Annotated in this window: 15 protein-coding genes and 1 tRNA gene; 9 read left to right on the forward strand and 7 right to left on the reverse strand. The window is 62.6% G+C overall.

The window, feature by feature from the left end; genetic code table 11:
• Positions 1-19: 19 nt before the first annotated feature.
• On the reverse strand, positions 20-2,371 hold the full coding sequence (locus tag B0G80_RS16320; protein ID WP_408967706.1) for a heavy metal translocating P-type ATPase: 2,352 nt from the start codon (positions 2,369-2,371) through the stop codon (positions 20-22).
• Between the two features lie 79 nt (positions 2,372-2,450).
• Here B0G80_RS16320 and cadR point away from each other — a divergent pair, with 79 nt between their 5' ends.
• The 5 genes from cadR (at position 2,451) to B0G80_RS16345 (ending at position 7,017) form a co-directional block, all read left to right on the forward strand.
• Positions 2,451-2,882 (forward strand): Cd(II)/Pb(II)-responsive transcriptional regulator, encoded by a 432-nt coding sequence (gene cadR, locus B0G80_RS16325; protein WP_012431139.1) that lies wholly within the window; start codon positions 2,451-2,453, stop codon positions 2,880-2,882.
• Between the two features lie 115 nt (positions 2,883-2,997).
• Positions 2,998-3,198 carry a hypothetical protein gene (locus tag B0G80_RS16330; RefSeq protein ID WP_012431140.1) on the forward strand — a complete coding sequence of 67 codons (201 nt, stop codon included), beginning with the start codon at positions 2,998-3,000 and terminating at the stop codon, positions 3,196-3,198.
• Positions 3,199-3,242: 44 nt separating this feature from the next.
• Positions 3,243-4,646 carry an ATP-dependent RNA helicase DbpA gene (gene dbpA / locus B0G80_RS16335; protein WP_116118649.1) on the forward strand — a complete coding sequence of 468 codons (1,404 nt, stop codon included), beginning with the start codon at positions 3,243-3,245 and terminating at the stop codon, positions 4,644-4,646.
• 302 nt (positions 4,647-4,948) lie between these two features.
• Positions 4,949-6,103, forward strand: a complete 1,155-nt coding sequence (locus tag B0G80_RS16340) for a pyridoxal phosphate-dependent aminotransferase (RefSeq protein ID WP_116118650.1) — start codon at positions 4,949-4,951, stop codon at positions 6,101-6,103.
• A 125-nt stretch (positions 6,104-6,228) separates the two neighbouring features.
• Positions 6,229-7,017 (forward strand): ABC transporter substrate-binding protein, encoded by a 789-nt coding sequence (locus tag B0G80_RS16345; RefSeq protein WP_116119691.1) that lies wholly within the window; start codon positions 6,229-6,231, stop codon positions 7,015-7,017.
• Between the two features lie 121 nt (positions 7,018-7,138).
• Here B0G80_RS16345 and B0G80_RS16350 read toward each other — a convergent pair.
• Positions 7,139-7,214: transfer RNA gene (locus B0G80_RS16350), tRNA-Lys, on the reverse strand.
• A gap of 203 nt (positions 7,215-7,417) precedes the next feature.
• Between B0G80_RS16350 and B0G80_RS16355 the strand changes: the two genes are divergently transcribed.
• Both B0G80_RS16355 and B0G80_RS16360 read left to right on the forward strand, forming a co-directional pair.
• A complete protein-coding gene (locus B0G80_RS16355) occupies positions 7,418-7,822 on the forward strand; it encodes a PaaI family thioesterase (protein WP_116118651.1) in 405 nt (134 codons plus the stop codon).
• A 36-nt stretch (positions 7,823-7,858) separates the two neighbouring features.
• Positions 7,859-8,737: a patatin-like phospholipase family protein gene (locus tag B0G80_RS16360; protein WP_116118652.1), complete on the forward strand. Its 879-nt coding sequence runs from the start codon at positions 7,859-7,861 to the stop codon at positions 8,735-8,737.
• A 94-nt stretch (positions 8,738-8,831) separates the two neighbouring features.
• Here B0G80_RS16360 and B0G80_RS16365 read toward each other — a convergent pair whose 3' ends face one another.
• Positions 8,832-9,845 carry a D-2-hydroxyacid dehydrogenase family protein gene (locus B0G80_RS16365; protein WP_106283965.1) on the reverse strand — a complete coding sequence of 338 codons (1,014 nt, stop codon included), beginning with the start codon at positions 9,843-9,845 and terminating at the stop codon, positions 8,832-8,834.
• Between the two features lie 376 nt (positions 9,846-10,221).
• Between B0G80_RS16365 and B0G80_RS16370 the strand changes: the two genes are divergently transcribed.
• Positions 10,222-12,078, forward strand: a complete 1,857-nt coding sequence (locus B0G80_RS16370; protein WP_116118653.1) for a phosphoenolpyruvate carboxykinase (GTP) — start codon at positions 10,222-10,224, stop codon at positions 12,076-12,078.
• Between the two features lie 45 nt (positions 12,079-12,123).
• Here B0G80_RS16370 and B0G80_RS46395 read toward each other — a convergent pair whose 3' ends face one another.
• Positions 12,124-12,354 (reverse strand): hypothetical protein, encoded by a 231-nt coding sequence (locus B0G80_RS46395; RefSeq protein WP_147309866.1) that lies wholly within the window; start codon positions 12,352-12,354, stop codon positions 12,124-12,126.
• Positions 12,355-12,413: 59 nt separating this feature from the next.
• Between B0G80_RS46395 and B0G80_RS16375 the strand changes: the two genes are divergently transcribed.
• Complete coding sequence (locus tag B0G80_RS16375; protein ID WP_106283963.1) at positions 12,414-13,517, forward strand: LysR family transcriptional regulator; 1,104 nt, start codon at positions 12,414-12,416, stop codon at positions 13,515-13,517.
• A gap of 158 nt (positions 13,518-13,675) precedes the next feature.
• Here the strand turns inward: B0G80_RS16375 and B0G80_RS16380 are convergent, their stop codons facing one another.
• From B0G80_RS16380 to dprA, 3 genes are all read right to left on the reverse strand, one after another.
• Positions 13,676-16,345, reverse strand: a complete 2,670-nt coding sequence (locus tag B0G80_RS16380; RefSeq protein ID WP_106283962.1) for a DNA topoisomerase III — start codon at positions 16,343-16,345, stop codon at positions 13,676-13,678.
• Between the two features lie 250 nt (positions 16,346-16,595).
• On the reverse strand, positions 16,596-16,973 hold the full coding sequence (locus B0G80_RS16385) for a thioredoxin family protein (protein WP_106283961.1): 378 nt from the start codon (positions 16,971-16,973) through the stop codon (positions 16,596-16,598).
• Between the two features lie 68 nt (positions 16,974-17,041).
• On the reverse strand, positions 17,042-18,337 hold the full coding sequence (gene dprA, locus B0G80_RS16390) for a DNA-processing protein DprA (protein ID WP_116118654.1): 1,296 nt from the start codon (positions 18,335-18,337) through the stop codon (positions 17,042-17,044).
• Positions 18,338-18,397 lie beyond the last annotated feature (60 nt).

Below are 18,397 nucleotides of genomic sequence, written 5' to 3' on the forward strand. Positions count from 1 at the left end.
ACAAAAAACAGCCGCACCGTTATTTGCGCAACAGCCGCAACCCGTTCGCCACCACCAGCAGACTCGCACCCACATCGGCGAACACGGCCATCCACATCGTGCCCAGACCGGTCACGGCCAGCACGAGGAAGACGCTCTTGATGCCGAGCGCGAGCGCGATGTTCTGCACCAGTACCAAATGCGTCGCCTTCGACAGACGAATGAACGACGGGATCTTGCGCAGGTCGTCGTCCATCAGCGCGACGTCGGCGGTTTCGATCGCGGTGTCGGTGCCCATCGCGCCCATCGCGAAGCCGATGTCGGCGCGTGCCAGCGCGGGCGCGTCGTTGATGCCGTCGCCGACCATGCCGACCGTCGCGCCGTCGTCCGACCATCGGGCGACTGCGTTCAGCTTGTCTTCCGGCAACTGGTCGCCACGCGCTTCGTCGATACCCACCTGCTGCGCGATCGCGGCGGCGGTGTGCGGGTTGTCGCCGGTGAGCATGGCGGTGCTCACGCCGAGCCGCTGCAATTCAGCGATTGCCGCGCGGCTCGTTTCCTTCACTGTGTCGGCGACCGCGAACAGCGCGAGCACGCGTTCGGCGTCCACCAGCATCACGACCGTCTTGCCCTGAGTTTCGAGCGCATCCAGCCGCGCTTCGAGCGACGCGGAGCAGCGTCCCAGTTCCTCGATCAGCCGATGATTGCCGAGCCAGTACGGCACGCCGTCTATCTCGCCACGCACGCCGCGTCCCGCGATTGCCTCGAAGGCGTCGACGCTGATGGGCGCCAGGCCGTCGGCTTTGGCTGCCGTCGCAATCGCCGTCGAGACAGGATGATCGGAGCGCCCCGCGAGACTCGCCGCGAGTGTGCGGCAACGGAGGGCGTCCATCTCAGCGAGTATTTCGAACTCGGTCTGCACGGGTTTGCCGTGCGTGAGCGTGCCGGTTTTGTCGAGCGCGAGCCGCGTCAGCTTGCGACCTTGCTCGAGATAGGCGCCGCCTTTGATCAGAATGCCTTTGCGGGCCGCCGCGGCAAGACCGCTGACGATCGTCACCGGCGTGGAGATCACGAGCGCGCATGGGCACGCGATCACCAGCAGCACCAGCGCCTTGTAGACCCACGCCTGCCACGAACCGTCGAACAGCAGCGGCGGCACGATGGCCACGGCAAGCGCGACGGCGAACACGATCGGCGTATACACGCGGGCAAACTGGTCGACGAAACGCTGCGTCGGCGCTTTGGTGCCTTGCGCTTCCTCGACTGCGTGGATGATGCGCGCGAGTGTCGTGTTGCTGGCGGCAGCGGTGACACGATAGTCGAACGAGCCGGTCTGGTTGATCGTGCCGGCGAACACCGCGTCGCCCACGGCCTTATCGACCGGCAGGCTTTCGCCGGTGATCGGAGCCTGGTCCACGCTCGAGCGGCCTGCGACGATTTCGCCGTCGAGTGCGATCCGCTCGCCCGGCTTCACGCGAACCACCGCGCCGATCGCAATGCCCTTGATATCCACTAGTCGCCAGGTGCCGTCGAGTTGCCGCACGCTCGCCTGTTCAGGCGTGAGTTGCATCAAACCCTGGATCGCATTGCGGGCGCGGTCGAGCGATTTCGCCTCGATCAGTTCGGCGATGGTGAACAGCACCATCACCATCGCCGCTTCCGGCCACTGCCGCAGAACCAGTGCGCCGGTCACCGCGATGCTCATCAGCGCGTTGATGTTCAGGTTGCCGTTGCGGATGGCGAGCCAGCCCTTCTTATACGTCGTGAGGCCGCAGGAGACGATCGCGAGGACCGCCAGACCCGCAGGCAGCCAGGCCGGTGCGCCGAGCCAGCCAGCGGCCTCTGAGCCTGCCGCAGCCGTGGCGGCGAGCGCCAGCGGCCACCACGGCTTGGGCGACGCGTGCGGCGCAGGCGTGGCCGCGGCGTCCGGACTGGCGTGCGCGAGTTCGGGCGTGAAGTCGAGCGAACGCAGCGCGGCGAGGATCGAATGGAGCGCTTCCGGCGCGTGGACGACCGTCAGGACGCGCTGCATCAGGTTGACTTCCATGCTGCGCACGTGCGGCATGCGGCTGAATTTCTTGCGGATCAGCGCTTCTTCGGTCGGGCAATCCATCTGCATGATGCGGATGGCGGTGCGCATGTTGCTGCCGATGGCCTCGGACGGCCGCAGTGCGGCCGGTGCGGCTGCCGTTGTTGCTGCTCCTGTGCTGCAACACGCCGCATCGGCATGACTGTGGACGGGCGCGTGGCTCGGGCCGTCGTGAGCATGGTCGTGATCGTGCGCCTCATGGCGATGGCCGCAGTTGGGGGCATCCGCGTCCCCTTCGTGCCCGTCCGCATGCGCTTTCGCCTGTTCGAGGCGGTCGACGTCGGCGTGGTCGGTTTGGGACATGGTGGCTTCCTGGTTCAATTTGTGGTCTAGTAAACACCCTGAAGCCACTACAAGGTCAAGGCTGCCAGCCGGAGGGTCCATGAAAATCGGCGAATTGGCGAAAATCGCCCATTGCACGACCGAAACCATCCGTTTCTACGAAAAAGAGGGCTTGTTGCCCGAAGCGGAGCGCACCGAGGCCAATTACCGCAGCTACACGGCGAAGCACGTCGAGCGGCTGCGTTTCATCCGTAATTGCCGCGCGCTCGACATGACCCACGACGAAATCCGTGCGCTGCTGCGTCTGACCGACGCGCCGGCGGACGGCTGTGGCGGCATCAATGCCTTGATCGACGAGCACATTGCGCACGTCGATATGCGCATCGACGAACTGAAGCAGCTGAAAGTGCAATTGACCACCTTGCGCGAGCAGTGCCACGGCGAACAGGCCGTGGAAGACTGCGGCATCGTGCAGGGCCTCACCGAGATGGATGTGAGCGCGCCGCGCGCGCGGCATACGCATCTCGGTTGATGTGCCGGGTTGACGTGAATTAGCCGTCGCCACCGTGGCAGCAACCGTCCCATTCACGGCCGGGCCGTCCGTACGGCTCGCCGGACAAGCAATCGAATCCAGTTGGAGAATCAACGTGTTTACCTGTAGAAACCAGTCCTGCCAGGCGCAGTGGGAGCAATCGGACGTCGTCATCAAGAACGAAGGGCAGGGCCTCCTGTTCCGTTGCCCGATGTGCGGCGCGCGCAATTACGTCGAGCGTTTCGACGGGGACGACGGCTCCGTGTTGTACGAGCAGATCGAAGGCCGTCCCGACACCGGCCCGATGGCCGAATAGTTATTGTCCCTAGCCGCCTTATCCGCTTTGCGAGTCATCACCCTATGAACAGTCCCACCACCGCCGGCGCGCCGTTTAGCCAGCTACCGCTGCCGCCCGCGACGCTCGCCAACCTGACGCAGCTCGGCTACGTCGAGATGACGCCGATCCAGGCCGCGAGCCTGCCGATCGCGCTCGCCGGCCACGATCTGATCGCCCAGGCGAAAACCGGCAGCGGCAAGACCGCGGCGTTTTCGCTGGCGCTGCTGGCGCGCCTCGACGCGCGCAACTTCGCCGTGCAGGCGATGGTGCTATGCCCCACGCGCGAACTCGCCGATCAGGTCACGCAGGAAATCCGCCGCCTCGCGCGCGCCGAAGAAAACATCAAGGTGCTGACGCTGTGCGGCGGCACGCCGATGCGTCCGCAAACGGCCAGCCTCGAACACGGCGCGCACATTGTGGTCGGCACGCCCGGCCGCATCATGGATCACCTCGAGCGTGGCAGCCTGCCGCTGCAATCGCTCAACACGCTGGTGCTCGACGAAGCGGACCGCATGCTCGACATGGGTTTCTTCGACGATATCGCCACCGTCGTGAAGCAATGCCCGAAAGAACGCCAAACGCTGCTTTTTTCGGCGACGTATCCCGAAGGCATCGTCAAGCTGAGCCAGCAATTCCTGCGCAATCCGAAGGAAGTGAAGCTCGCCGAACGGCACGACAACACCAAGATTCGTCAACGCTTCTATGAAGTGACCGAAGACGGACGGCTGCACGCCGTCGGCCTGCTGCTGAATCACTATCGTCCGGTGAGCACGCTCGCGTTCTGCAACACCAAGCAGCAGTGCCGCGATCTGCTCGACGTGTTGCGCGCGCAGGGTTTTCATGCGCTCGCGCTGCATGGCGAACTCGACCAGCGTGAACGCGATCAGGTGCTGATCCAGTTCGCCAATCGCAGCTGCTCGGTGCTGGTAGCCACCGACGTCGCCGCGCGCGGTCTCGACATCGCTCAGCTCGAAGCCGTGATCAACGTGGACGTGACGCCGGACCCGGAAGTGCACGTTCACCGCATCGGCCGTACGGGCCGCGCCGATCAGGAAGGCTGGGCGCTGAGTCTCGCGAGCATGAACGAGATGGGCCGCGTCGGCAGTCTCGAACAGGCCCAAAAGCGCGAGGTCGATTGGCACAAGCTGTCTGAACTCACCGCAGCGAGCAATGAGCGGCTGTTGCCGCCCATGGAGACGCTGCAGATTCTCGGCGGCCGCAAGGAAAAGATCCGTCCCGGCGACGTGCTCGGCGCGCTGACCGGCGAGGCGGGTTTCGCCGGCTCGCAGATCGGCAAGATCAACGTGACGGAAATGTCCACCTACGTCGCGGTGGAGCGTAGCGTCGCGCGTGAAGCGTTGCGCAAGCTCAGCGCCGGCAAGGTAAAGGGCAAAAAAGTCAAAGTCCGCCTGATGGACGACGCCTGATAGACGGCGAGGCCGGTCGCGAGCGCTCCGCTCGAGACCGGCCGCATCACATTACGTCATACCTCTGCAGTTCTCCGCACTTCTCGTGCGGCCTCGTTTCTTCCCCGAAAGTACCGATCCGACCGGCTTTGCCCGTGGCGGCGCGCCTTCGCGTGAGGCATGACGTAAATGCATGCCGCGCATGACAAAGTTTCGATTGTGACGGTTCTTTGGCTGATGCCTAATCACCAAACCGGAAGGGACCGCCGCGCAGCTGGCTGTTCCGTGAATCCGCTGCCGGATGGAGAAAGGGAGAAAGCCTTATGCAGAGCGCCACGCAAGCCCGCTCGAAGTTGCCTGACGTAGGCACGACGATTTTTACCGTGATCGGTCAACTGGCCGCTCAGCACGACGCGCTGAATCTATCGCAAGGCGCGCCGAATTTCGCGCCGGACGCCAAACTGATCGATGGCGTCGCCCAGGCCATGCGCGCCGGTCATAACCAGTACGCGCCGATGGCCGGCATCGCCGCCTTGCGTGAAGTGCTCGCCGACAAGGTCGCCACGCTATACGGCGTGCGCTATGACCCGGCGAGCGAAGTCACCGTGATCGCCAGCGCAAGCGAAGGACTGTATTCGACGATCAGCGCATTAGTGCATCCGGGCGACGAAGTGATCTACTTCGAGCCCTCGTTCGACAGCTACGGGCCGATCGTGCGACTGCAAGGCGCCACGCCCGTGCCGATCAAGCTATCCCTGAACGACTTCCGCGTGAACTGGGACGAAGTCGCCGCCGCGATCACGCCGAAGACTCGCATGATCATCATCAACACGCCGCACAATCCGACCGCGACCGTGTTCAGTGAAGCCGACGTCGAACGCCTGAAAGCCGTTACGCGCAACACCGATATCGTGATTCTCGCCGACGAGGTCTACGAACACGTGGTGTTCGACGGCGCGAAACATCAGAGCATGGCGTGTCATTCCGAGCTCGCGGAACGCAGTGTGATCGTCTCGTCGTTCGGCAAGTCGTATCACGTGACCGGCTGGCGCGTCGGCTACTGCCTCGCGCCCGCTGCGTTGATGGATGAGATTCGCAAAGTCCATCAGTTCATGGTGTTTTCCGCCGATACGCCGATGCAGTACGCGTTCGTCGACGCATTGGCCAATCGCGACAGCTACCTCGGCTTGTCCGCGTTCTATCAGAAGAAGCGCGATCTGCTCACGGAAGCACTGCGCGATTCGCGCTTCGAGTTGTTGCCGAGCGAAGGCAGCTTCTTCATGCTGGCGCGTTTTCGCGGCTTCTCCGATGAAAGCGATAGCGATTTCGTGCTGCGGCTGATTCGCGATGCGCGTGTCGCCACCATTCCGCTGTCGGCGTTTTACACCGATGGTACGGACTCCGGCTTGATCCGCCTAAGCTTCTCGAAGGACGATGCGACTTTGATCGAAGGTGCGCGGCGTCTTTGCGAGATCTGATCGGAAAGACAACACGGCTCCGCGCGGCGCCTGCATTTTTTGAACGCAGTATGATCGTCGCGCGGGTACGCATTCGCGCGCCGCAAGGCGGCGTAACAACAAAATCGAAGGAAAAGGGACCTGCTATGAAATTGCTCAAGCCTCTTCTGGCGCTGGCCTGTGCATTCGCGTCGCTCGCGGCGTCGTCTGGTGCAAGCGCTGCCGATACGCTGCGTTTCGGCCTCGAAGCGCAGTATCCGCCGTTCGAATCGAAAGGCCCGAACGGTGAGTTGCAAGGCTTGGATATCGACGTCGGCAATGCCGTTTGCGTGGCCGCGCATATGACGTGCAAATGGGTCGAGACCTCGTTCGACGGGTTGATTCCCGCGCTGCAGGGCCGCAAGTTCGACGCGATCAATTCGGCGATGAACGCGACCGATGCGCGTCGCCAGGCGATCGATTTCACCACCGTCGTATATCGCGTGCCGACGCAGTTGATCGCGAAGCGCGACAGCGGTCTGCTGCCGACGCCGGCCTCGCTGAAGGGCAAGCGCGTGGGCGTGTTGCAGGCGTCGATTCAGGAAACCTTCGCGAAGGCGCACTGGGAATCGGCGGGCGTGACTGTCGTGCCGTATCAGGACCAGAACCAGGTTTATACCGACCTCGTGGCGGGACGTCTGGACGCGACGCTCGTGCTGGCGCCGGCCGGACAAACCGGCTTTTTGTCGAAGCCGAGCGGTGAAGGGTATGCCTTCGTCGGCGAGCCGGTGCGCGATGACAAGATCCTCGGCAGCGGCATTGCTTATGGAATTCGCAAGGGCGATACGGCGCTGCGTGACCGCTTGAATGCGGCGATCGCGAAGGTGCAGGCCGACGGCACGGTGAAGACGCTGGCCGCGAAATATCTCGGCAACATCGACGTGACGGCGAAGTAGTCTTTTGCGTATCTGCGGGCGTTCCGGTGTGGGGGCGTTCGTGAGTCTGACGTGGTGGGAGCGCGCGGCCCAAAACGCAAAAAGCCCGGTCGCAAGGACCGGGCTTTTTGCTTTGAATCTTTGGTGGGGCGTGAGTGACTCGAACACTCGACCTACGGATTAAGAGTCCGCTGCTCTACCAACTGAGCTAACGCCCCCAACAAAAGCGAAATTATGCAGAAATTTTTCGGGCTTGCCAAGTCCCCTTCGCAAATTTCTTAAAAATAATTGCATCCCAGAGCCCGAGGCGTTCGTCGATGGCCGCGCTGTCGCGAAAAAGGCGCGCCCTGCATCGTCCCGGTATCATGTCGCGGACACCTTGCCGCACGAAGCCTCGCGCGGCTTTCGACCGGGGATTGCAATGGATGACAAAGAGATTAGCGAATTGCTCGACCGCATCCTCGCGCCGTGGGTCCGTGCGCTCACGCTGACGCCGGTCAAGGTCAATGAGGAAGCTGCCACTCTGCGCCTACCGTTTTCCGGCGGGCTGCGTCATTCGGGCGGCGTGATCTGCGGGCAAGTGTTCATGGCCGCGGCGGACACAGCGATGATCGTCGCCATTTCGGCCGCGCTCGGTGGTTTCAAGCCTATGACCACGGTCTCGCTCAACATCAATTTCATGCGCGCGGTACGCAAGGGCGACGTGTTGATCACCGCGCGAGTGCTGCGCATGGGCCGCAATCTGGTGTTCGGCGAAGTCGAGTTGTTCGACGAATCCGGCAACATGGCCGTTCACGCCACCACCACCTACGCACTGCTCGACTAAAACCGGCCAGAGAGCCGCATTAGAGGAAAAACTAGGATGTTCGATCAGGTCGTATTCGCTGGCGGCGGCAATCGCTGCTGGTGGCAGGCGGGTTTCTGGGATGTGATCCAGCCGGAGCTGCGGATCCGGCCGCGTGTCATCACTGGTATTTCTGCCGGCGCCGCGACTGCGTGCATGCTCTACACGCGCGATTCCGACTGGGTCATGCGCTATTACGAAGAGGCGCTGCGCCACAACACCCGCAACGCCTACTGGGGCAATCTGCTGCGCGGCGAGTCGGTGTTTCCGCATTACCGCATCTACCGTCAGGCGCTGCTGGACATCTACGGCGAGAAGTTTTCGACGCTCGCCGATGCGCCGGAAATCCGCATCGGCGTATCGCATCTGCCGCGCTGGCTCGGCGCGCGCAGCGCGGTCGCGGCCGGCCTGATCGCGTACAACATCGAAAAATACGTGCGCAAGACGCTGCATCCGACACTCGGTCAGACGCTCGGCTTTCATCCGGAGTTTGTGCGCGCACAGGATTGCGCGAGCGTCGAGGATCTGGCGGATCTGATCTTGCAGTCGTCGAGTACGCCGCCGTTCACGCCGGTTTTGCGACGCAACGGCCGGCCGGTGCTGGACGGCGGGATGGTGGACAACGTGCCGGTCGGCGCGCTCGACGCCGAGGCGCCGGGCAACGTGCTGGTGATGGTCACCCGCCTTTATCCGCGCCCGCAGATGTTCGTCGTGCCGCACGGCGTGCAGCAACGGCTTTACGTACAGCCGTCGCGCAAGGTGCCGATTTCGAGCTGGGATTACACAAGTCCGTCACAGATGATCCACGCGTACAACCTCGGCCGTGCCGACGGCGAGACCTTCCTCGAACGTGTTCCCGATCTATTGGAAGCCGGCGCGCACGAAGCGGTACGGTGAATTGAGCGGTAGCGGCGGCGCGAGCCAAACGGCGATAAGCGCGTCGCACGAATTCGCACGGAGCCCTTATCGCCCGAAAAAACGCAGTGGTTTTTTAACGCCGACGGCCGCCCTGCAAGGCTTCCGGATTCGCCACGCTGCTCGTATCGCCGGCGTCGAAAGCCAGAATGTTCTTGAATGCGGCGGTGAAATACTGCTCGTAGCTTTCGCGCTCCACATAGCCGATGTGCGGCGTGCAAATCACGTTTTCCATGCGCAGCAGGCTGTAGCCCTGCAGAATCGGCTCGCTTTCGTAGACGTCGATCGCGACCATGCCCGGACGGTTGTGCGATAGCGCATTCACCAGCGCGTTGTCGTCGAGCAACTCGGCCCGGCTCGTGTTCACGAGCAGCGCGGTCGGCTTCATCCGCATCAGGTCTTCCTGTTTGACGATGCCGCGCGTGTCGTCGTGCATGCGCAAATGCAGCGACAGCACGTCGCTCTGCTCGAACAGCGCCTCGCGGCTCTCCGCGACACTGTAACCGTCAGCGCGAGCGGCTTCGCGCGAATGCTCGCGGCCCCAGATCAGCACGTTCATGCCGAATGCCTTGCCATAACCGGCCACCAGCCTGCCGATCTTGCCATAACCCCAGATTCCCAGCGTCTGGCCACGCAATACCTGGCCCAAACCGAAGTTCGGCGGCAGCGCCGACGTCTTCAGGCCGGACTGCTGCCAGGCTCCTTGCTTAAGGTTTGCTACGTATTGCGGAATCCGCCTTTGGGCGGCCATGATGAGAGCCCACGTCAACTCGGCAGGCGCGAACGGTGAGCCGGTGCCTTCCAGCACGGCAATGCCGCGCTCGGTACACGCGTTCAGATCGATGTGGCTGGAAACCTTGCCGGTCTGACTGATCATGCGCAAACGCGGCAATTTATCGAGGAGTTGCGAGCTGATGCGGGTGCGTTCGCGAATCAGGACGAGGGCGTCGACTTCCGAAAGACGGCTTGCCAACTGGCCGAGACCGCGGACGGTGTTGTTGAAGACCTTGACCTCATGGTCGGCCAGCAATTGAAAGCAGTCGAGCTTGCGCACGGCGTCCTGATAATCGTCGAGGATGGCAATCTTCATGGTATGTGTCTTACGACGCACCTTGGTGGTGCGGAACGGAGTGTTATGCTGACTGTCCCACCATGTGACCTAGGTCACATGCCGGTCTGGCTGAATGCCTTACCGTAGTAGCTACCGCACAGAATGGCAGCGCCACGGCAAGGCCGATTGACATCGTTTTTAACAGTTTGTTGCGTGTTGAGGCAAGCCGCTTTACAGACGGTTGCAGAAGCCCGTCGGCCGGCGCCTCCGCTCACAGGCTGTGTGGCCCGGAACGATCTGCACAATTGCGCGTCGGGTGGCAGGCACCCGGCGTAAAGAATTGAATGCCTCTCGCATGCAGCGTCTCTGGGCTTGTACCGTTTTTTCTATTGTTTTTCAAAACGGAGACAAGTCGATGAACCACCCCTCATTCGAAGGACAGCCTACTATCGAGGCGCCCGCGTGGGTCAAACACCGAAAGCTGCTCGACTGGGTCCAGCGCGTTGCCGCCAGGACCAAGCCGGACAGGGTTGTCTGGTGCGACGGTTCGCAGGAGGAATACGACCGGCTTTGTGCACAGATGGTCGAAGCAGGCACACTCAAGAAGCTCAATCCCGCCAAACGCCCCAATTCTTATCTGGCATGGTCCGACCCGTCCGATGTGGCGCGTGTCGAAGATCGCACCTTCATCTGCTCGCAGCGTCGCGAAGACGCGGGTCCCACCAATAATTGGATCGCACCGGCCGAAATGCGCTCGACGCTCGACGGCCTGTTCGAAGGTTCCATGCGCGGCCGCACCATGTATGTCGTCCCGTTTTCGATGGGCCCGCTCGGCTCACCGATCGCGCACATCGGCGTTGAATTGAGCGACAGCCCGTACGTGGTCACCAACATGCGCATCATGACGCGCATGGGCCGCAAGGTCTACGACGTGCTGGGCGAAGACGGCGAGTTCGTGCCGTGCGTCCATTCGGTCGGCGCGCCGCTCGCGTCCGGCGCGAAAGACGTGCCGTGGCCGTGCAACGAAACCAAATACATCGTCCATTTCCCTGAATCGCGCGAAATCTGGAGCTATGGTTCGGGCTACGGCGGCAACGCGCTGCTAGGCAAGAAGTGTTTCGCGTTGCGCATCGCCTCGACCATGGGCCGCGACGAAGGCTGGCTCGCCGAACACATGCTGATTCTCGGCGTGACCTCGCCGGAAGGCCGCAAGCATCATGTCGCGGCGGCGTTTCCGTCGGCATGCGGCAAGACCAACTTTGCAATGCTGATTCCGCCGGAAGGCTTGAACGGCTGGAAAATCTCCACGATCGGCGACGATATCGCCTGGATCAAACCGGGCAAGGACGGCCGCCTGTACGCGATCAATCCGGAAGCCGGCTACTTCGGCGTGGCGCCGGGCACGAGCGAGAAGACCAACTTCAACGCCATGGCCACGTTGAAGGAAAACGTGATCTTCACGAACGTCGCGCTCACCGACGACGGCGACGTCTGGTGGGAAGGCATGACGGATGATGCGCCCGCGCACCTGATCGACTGGCAAGGCAAGGACTGGACGCCGGCCAGCGCAAAGGAAAGCGGCCGCAAGGCGGCGCATCCGAACGCGCGCTTTACGGCGCCGGCCTCGCAATGCCCGTCCATCGACCCCGACTGGGAAAATCCGGCGGGCGTCGCGATCGACGCGTTCATCTTCGGCGGGCGCCGCTCCACGACGGTGCCGCTCGTCACCGAAGCGCGCAACTGGGTGGAAGGCGTCTACATGGCCGCGACCATGGGCTCCGAAACGACCGCCGCCGCAGCCGGTCAGCAGGGCGTGGTGCGCCGCGACCCATTCGCGATGCTGCCGTTCTGCGGCTACAACATGAGCGACTACTTCGGTCACTGGCTGAAAACCGGCGAGCGTCTGGAGCAACTGAACGCGAAGCTGCCGAAAATCTTCTGCGTCAACTGGTTCCGCAAGGGCGCAGACGGCAAGTTCGTATGGCCGGGCTTCGGCGAGAACATGCGGGTGCTGAGCTGGATGGTCGGCCGGATCGAAGGCACGGCTCACGGTGAGGAACACGCGTTCGGCGTGTCGCCGCACTACGAGGACCTCGACTGGAGCGGGCTGAATTTTAGCCGCGAGCAGTTCGAGCAGGTCATTTCCGTCGACGACGCAGCCTGGCGCGCGGAATTCGCGCTGCACGCCGAGCTGTTTGACACATTGCAGCAAGGTCTGCCGCCCGCGCTGACGGAGGCCAAACGCGCGCTCGAAGAGAAGCTCGCTGCCTGATCAGGTGAGTGTTCACTTCGCACGGAACCGCCTTCGGGCGGTTTTTTATTGCCGCCCGTCCGCATGAGAAGCTTCCTGGTTTCGCCACGCCGACGACCATTCGTTCTGTTCGGACAAAAAAGGCAGTTCAAGCTGCACCGCAGCAGATTGTTTCCTTTTTAGGAACAATTCGTGATCGTGCCCCACACTGGGGAGCACAGTCGCACAAATATTGACAATATTTCCGCTTTCGCGGGCAACTTCTGCACGATTCCGCGAGTCGTAGGAGAATTCCAAGTTCGCTTCGCTGGTTTTCCCCGATTGTCAGGAAGCTGTAACACGGCAGGAGTTGTCCTATGGATCATTTGCAGTCGATGCGAGTTTTCGTCAGAGTGGCGGATCTCGGCAGTTTTGCCCGCGCTGCGAGCGCGATGGATATTTCCAACGCAGTTGCGACCCGGCACGTTGCGGACCTCGAAGGCCGTCTAGGTACGCGGCTGCTCAATCGCACCACCCGCAGCTTGTCTCTGACCGAATCAGGTCAGGTTTATCTCGAGCGCGCGCGCCAGATTCTCGACGAACTGGAAGACGTCGAGCAGATGGTGGTGGCGCGCAATCACGAACCCGTCGGCACGTTGCGAATCGTCGCGCCGGTCGTGTTCGGATTGCACAATCTGGCACCCGTGCTCCAGACGTACGCGGAGCGTTATCCGAAAGTCATTCCCGATGTCACCTTGGTCGACCGTCAAGTAGATCTGGTCGAAGAAGGCTTCGACGTGGGCGTGGTGATCGCGCGGCAAATGCGCAGCGCAAGTATCGTCACTCGGCGTCTCACCACCGGTTGCATGACGGTGTGCGCCACGCCGGCTTATCTCGAGAAGCACGGCATGCCGACGCGTCCGGAGCATCTGCTCGAGCATCCGTGCCTGAGCCTGCCGTCCGAATATTGGGGCGACGAGCGCGTGTTCACTGGCCCGGAAGGCGAAGTGCGCGTGCGTCCGGCGAACGTGATCGTCGCGAACAATACGGAAATGCTGCGTCAGTTTGCGTTGCTCGGCATGGGCATCGCGATCCTGCCGAGCTATCTGATCGGCCGCGACATGACGCGTGGCCGCCTTGTGCGTCTGCTCGGCGATTACCGGTTGCCGCAGGTCGAGATCAACATTGCGTATCCGAGCCGCCGTCACTTGCCGGCCAAGGTGCGTACGTTTATCGACCATCTGGTTGAGCATTTCAGCCAGACGCCGAATAGTCTGCTTGGCGAACAGTGGATCAAGGAGGACGGCCTCGGCCGGGCCGCCACGACGACGGCGCTCGATTCCGCGGACGCCATGCCGCCGGAAGCGTTCGACGGCGCTGAGCCGCTCTCACGCCTGCTGGACAGCGAGTTATCGCCGCTGCCCAAGACGCTGGCCAAGACGACGCCTCGCACTCGGCCCACGGCTTTGTCGCCGCTGTAAGTCGCGAATCAGGCAAGCCTGCAAAGCCGCTGACAAGCGCTTTCGCCGGACAAACAAAAAGGCGCGGTCACGTTATGTGATCGCGCCTTTTTCATGGCAAATTCAAACGAAGCGAGCCGGAAGCGAATCCTCTTCCGGCCTTCCAGCGACCAGTCGATTTACGAGCCGGTTTTGCGCGCCACCGCTTTCTTGGCGGGTGCTTTCTTGGCCGCAGCGGTCTTGGTCGCCGGCGCTTTTTTCGCCGCCGTCTTTTTGGCTGCCGGCGCAGCCTTCACGGCCACCGACACTTCGTCGTCGTCCGACTCCGCTTCTGGGGCAGCCTTCGCAGCCGACTTCGCCGCTGCGGTCTTCGCGGCAGTCTTCGCCGACGGTTCCTTCTTCTCGAACTCGAAACCGATCTTGCCGTCGTTCTGCTTGACGAGGAACGCCTTGAAGTTACGGCCGGTACGCGACGACTTGAAGTTCGTCAGCAGATCCGTGCGGCCTTCTTCGAGCAGCTTGGCCATCTGTTCGCGGGCGATTTCCTGCTGCAGGATCACCTTGCCCGAACGGAAGTCGCAAGTCTTCGGATTGGCGACCGAGTTTTCGCAGACGTAGCTCATGCCGTGCTCGAACACGCGGCCCTTGCATTTCGGGCATGCGCCCACCGGTTGCTGATCGGAGAAGTCAGGCGGTTCGCCGTCTTCGCCGCCCGCATCCTGGCCGAAGTCGAATTCCAGCTTGTAGTTCTTGATCTCGTCATCGAACGACAGTTTCAGGATCGCCGAGAAGGGGCGCCCCATCTTGCTTCGGAAACCCGAAAGCGGACCGATCGTCTTGTTCTGCAGCAGCTCTTCGACTTCCGGAATTTCGAACTGACGTCCGCCCGGAATTTTCGAAATCGAGAACTCGCATTTCGAGCAAGCAAAGCGCCGGTAGTTTTCCTTCACCTGACCGCCGCAATTCGGACAAGGCGTCTGCAACGTCGCGTAATCGCCCGGGATCGTGTCGGAATCGTACTCTTTCGCGCGCTTGACGATGGTCTGCGTCATGCGGGCGATTTCCTGCATGAACGCGTCGCGCGGCAGGTTGCCGCGTTCCATTTGCGAGAGCTTGTACTCCCACTCGCCGGTCAGTTCGGGCGCCGTCAGTTCCTTCACGCCTAGACCGCGCAGCAGCGTCATGAGTTGGAAAGCCTTGGCGGTCGGAATCAGATCGCGGCCTTCGCGAATCAGATACTTCTCACCCAGCAGACCTTCGATGATCGCCGCGCGCGTGGCCGGCGTGCCGAGCCCCTTGGCCGCCATGGCTTCGCGCAGTTCGTCGTCTTCGACGAGCTTGCCCGCGCCTTCCATGGCCGACAGCAAGGTTGCTTCGTTGTAGCGGGCGGGCGGTTTTGTCACCAGTTGCTGGGCGGCGATCTTGTCCGTCTTGACCTTTTCGTCTTTCTGCACCGGCACGAGGTTCGCGTCTTCGCCGCTGATCTCGCGGCCGTAGACCTGCAGCCAGCCCGGCTCGACCAGCACCTTGCCTTCGGTCTTGAAGTGATGGCCGACCACTTCCGTGATCCGCGTCGTCACCTTGTATTCTGCTGCCGGGAAAAACACTGCGAGGAAGCGCTTCACGACGAGGTCGTACAGCTTCTGTTCGGGCTCCGACAGATTCTTCGGCGCCTGCAGGGTCGGGATAATTGCGAAGTGGTCGCTGATCTTCGAGTTGTCGAAGATGCGCTTGTTCGGTTTCACCCAGCCCTTGTCGAGCACCTGCTTGGCATACGGCAGATAGTTGTTGCTCTCCTTGAGCATGCCGAGCGTCTCTTTGACCGTATCCAGGTAGTCTTCCGGCAGCGCGCGCGCGTCGGTACGGGGATAGGTCAGCACCTTGTGCTTTTCGTACAGCGCCTGGGCGAGGCCCAAGGTGTTCTTCGCCGAGAAGCCGAAGCGGCCGTTGGCCTCGCGCTGCAGGCTGGTCAAGTCGAACAGCGCCGGCGACAGTTGCGTGGACGGCTTCGATTCTTCCGTCACCGTGCCGATCTGGCCACGGCAGGCGGCGACGATCGTTTCGGCCGCGGGCAACGCCCACAGACGCGAATCGCGTTTTTCCGGATCGAACTCGTCGCGCTTGAATTTCGGATCGAACCAGCGGCCTTCGTAGAAACCGGCCGCGCAGACGAACTCCGCTTTCACTTCCCAATAGTCGCGTGGCACGAAGCGGCGAATCTTCTCTTCGCGCTCGACCACGATCGACAGCGTGGGCGTCTGCACCCGCCCGACCGTGGTCAGGAAGAAGCCGCCGCCTTTGCTGTTGAACGCGGTCATGGCCCGCGTACCGTTGATGCCGACCAGCCAGTCCGCTTCCGAGCGGCAACGCGCCGCATCGGCGAGCGGCTGCATCTCTTCGTCGCTGCGCAGACGGGCGAAGCCGTCGCGGATCGAGCCCGCCGTCATGGATTGCAGCCACAGGCGCTGCACCGGCTGCTTGGCTTTCGCGTGCTGCGCGATCAGGCGGAAAATCAGCTCGCCCTCGCGCCCCGCGTCACATGCGTTGATCAGACGGTCGACGTCTTTGCGCTTGAGCAGTTTGGTCAGCACCTTCAGGCGCGACTCGCTCTTGGCGATCGGGTTCAGATCGAAGTGCGGCGGAATGACGGGCAGATTGGCGAAACTCCACTTGCCGCGTTTGACTTCGTAGTCTTCAGGCGCGGCAATTTCCAGCAGGTGGCCGACTGCCGAGGAAAGGACGTACTCGTCGCTCTCGTAGTATTCGTCATGCTTGGTAAATCCGCCCAAAGCGCGCGCGATGTCGTTCGCGACGGAAGGCTTTTCGGCGATGATCAGTGCTTTGGACATGACTCGATGTGAGGTTGGTAGATCAGGGTTGATGGCCGTGAGTGCGCTTCTGTCAGCGCTACCCTCGTTTGCGACCTTTGCGACCCATTAACGACCGCTTTATAGCACACGGCGCGAGACCGACGTGTCAAGTGCCATAAAAAGCGCGAAATCATAATTGCGTGCTCAGGCATTGGGCAAGCTGCCGCCAACGCCTTGTACACCGCTCGCAACGCCCGGGCCGCCGGGCTTGCAAGCTGGCCAGCCTGAATCAGGCGACCGCCAGCGCGGGCCGCAGTTTCGGCGCACCGCTGACGCCGGGCACGGCCGTCAGATCAGACAACATCCGTTCCACGATCGCCGCTTGCGGCAAAACCGTGCCGAAGAATCGCGTCGTAACCGAATCTTCGATCAGGATGGTCGGAAAGTTCTCCACATCCAGATCCTCGAATCGGTCCGCATGCGTCTCTATATCGATCCATGCGAAACAGATGTCCGGGTGCCGGTCGGCCAGCTTGTCAAAAGCGTCCTGATACTCGCGGCAGGTCCCGCACCATTCGGCGCAGAGGCAGGCCACGAACAGCGTTTCCGGTTCGTTGACGCGCTCGGCGATCCGGTCTTGGTCGGTGTCGAGGTTTAGCGCGGGCATCAGGGTTCCTTGCGTACTTTTGTCAGGTGCTTTGGCGCGAATGTAGCATGGCCGATCGTGAATGGTGGTCAACTCTGATCAATGCCGTGTTGGCCGTGGCTTGCCCGCATGAAGCGGCCGCCGGGCAGCATGGTCACCTGGCCGGCGAGTTCCAGTTGCAGCAAGGCGGTTTGCAGGTCCGCGTCCTCCATCTCGGTACGGGTAGCGAGAATTTCAAGCGTGGTGGGTGAATGGCCGAGCGCGGCGAGGAGGCGCTGTGCTTCGGGATTGGCCGGCGGGCAGGGTGGGGCGGCGGCCAATGCTGCTCCTGCTGAATCGGCCGGAGACGCTTCTGTCGGCTGAAGCGCTGCCAGGTTCGCTCGATCCACGTCCGCGGCGCTGCGCGCGGGCCTGTTTCCCGAGCCGGCGCGGCTCCAGAAGGTGGCGTGCGCCGAACCCGCACCCGAAGCCGCTCGCGGAGCCGCCCGCCGCGCGAAACCCAGTTCCTCCAGCACTTCATCTGGCGTTTCCACCAGCTTCGCGCCCTGCTTGATGATCCGATGACACCCGCGCGACAGCGGCGCGTGAATCGAACCCGGCAACGCGAAGATATCGCGTCCCATCTCGTTGGCGAGCCGCGCCGTGATCAGCGAACCGGACCGCATCGCCGCTTCGACGATCACCACGCCGCTGACGAGGCCGGCGATCAGACGGTTACGCTGCGGAAAATTGGCGGCGCGTGCTGGCGTGCCGAGCGGCCATTCGGAGAGAATCGCGCCCTGCACCGCGATTTGCCGCGCGAGCGCGTGGTGCGCGGCCGGATACACGAGGTCCGCGCCGGTACCGATTACGGCCACTGTGCCACCGATGCCTTCCAAGCCACCCCGATGCGCGGCGCCGTCGATACCGAGCGCGAGCCCGGAGACGACGGTCACACCGGCCACCGACAGCTCGCGCGCGAATCGCTCCGCGTCTTCGACGCCCTGCGGCGTCGCGCTGCGGCTCCCGACAAGGGCGACCGCTCGCGTGTGCAGCAGGTTCAACCGGCCCTTTATATATAGCAGCGGCGGCGGATCGGGCATGGTCAGCAGCGCCGGCGGATAAGCCGGGTCGTCGAGTGTCACGACCTGATTGCCGGGTTGCTCGCGCCACGCGATGACCGCGTCCAGCTGGGCTTCGAAATCGGGGCCTGTCGGCGCCAGCGCTGCGCGTGCCGCGGCCTCGCCGGCAATTTCGGCGAGCGCCCCGGGTGCTTGCTCGAATATCGCTTCAGGCAACCCGAAAGCGCCGAGCAATAAGCGCAGCGCTGCGGGTTTCAGACCCGGCGCGAGCGCAAGCCGCAGCCAGGCGGCAAGTTCAATATGGGTTGCAGGCAAAGTGTGCATTGCGGGTCGATCCTCCTGCAGGGCCAGCGGGCAGGCGGGCGCCATGCTAAAATTTTCATC

This window comes from Paraburkholderia sp. BL6669N2 (assembly GCF_003387275.1).
Taxonomy (GTDB): domain Bacteria; phylum Pseudomonadota; class Gammaproteobacteria; order Burkholderiales; family Burkholderiaceae; genus Paraburkholderia.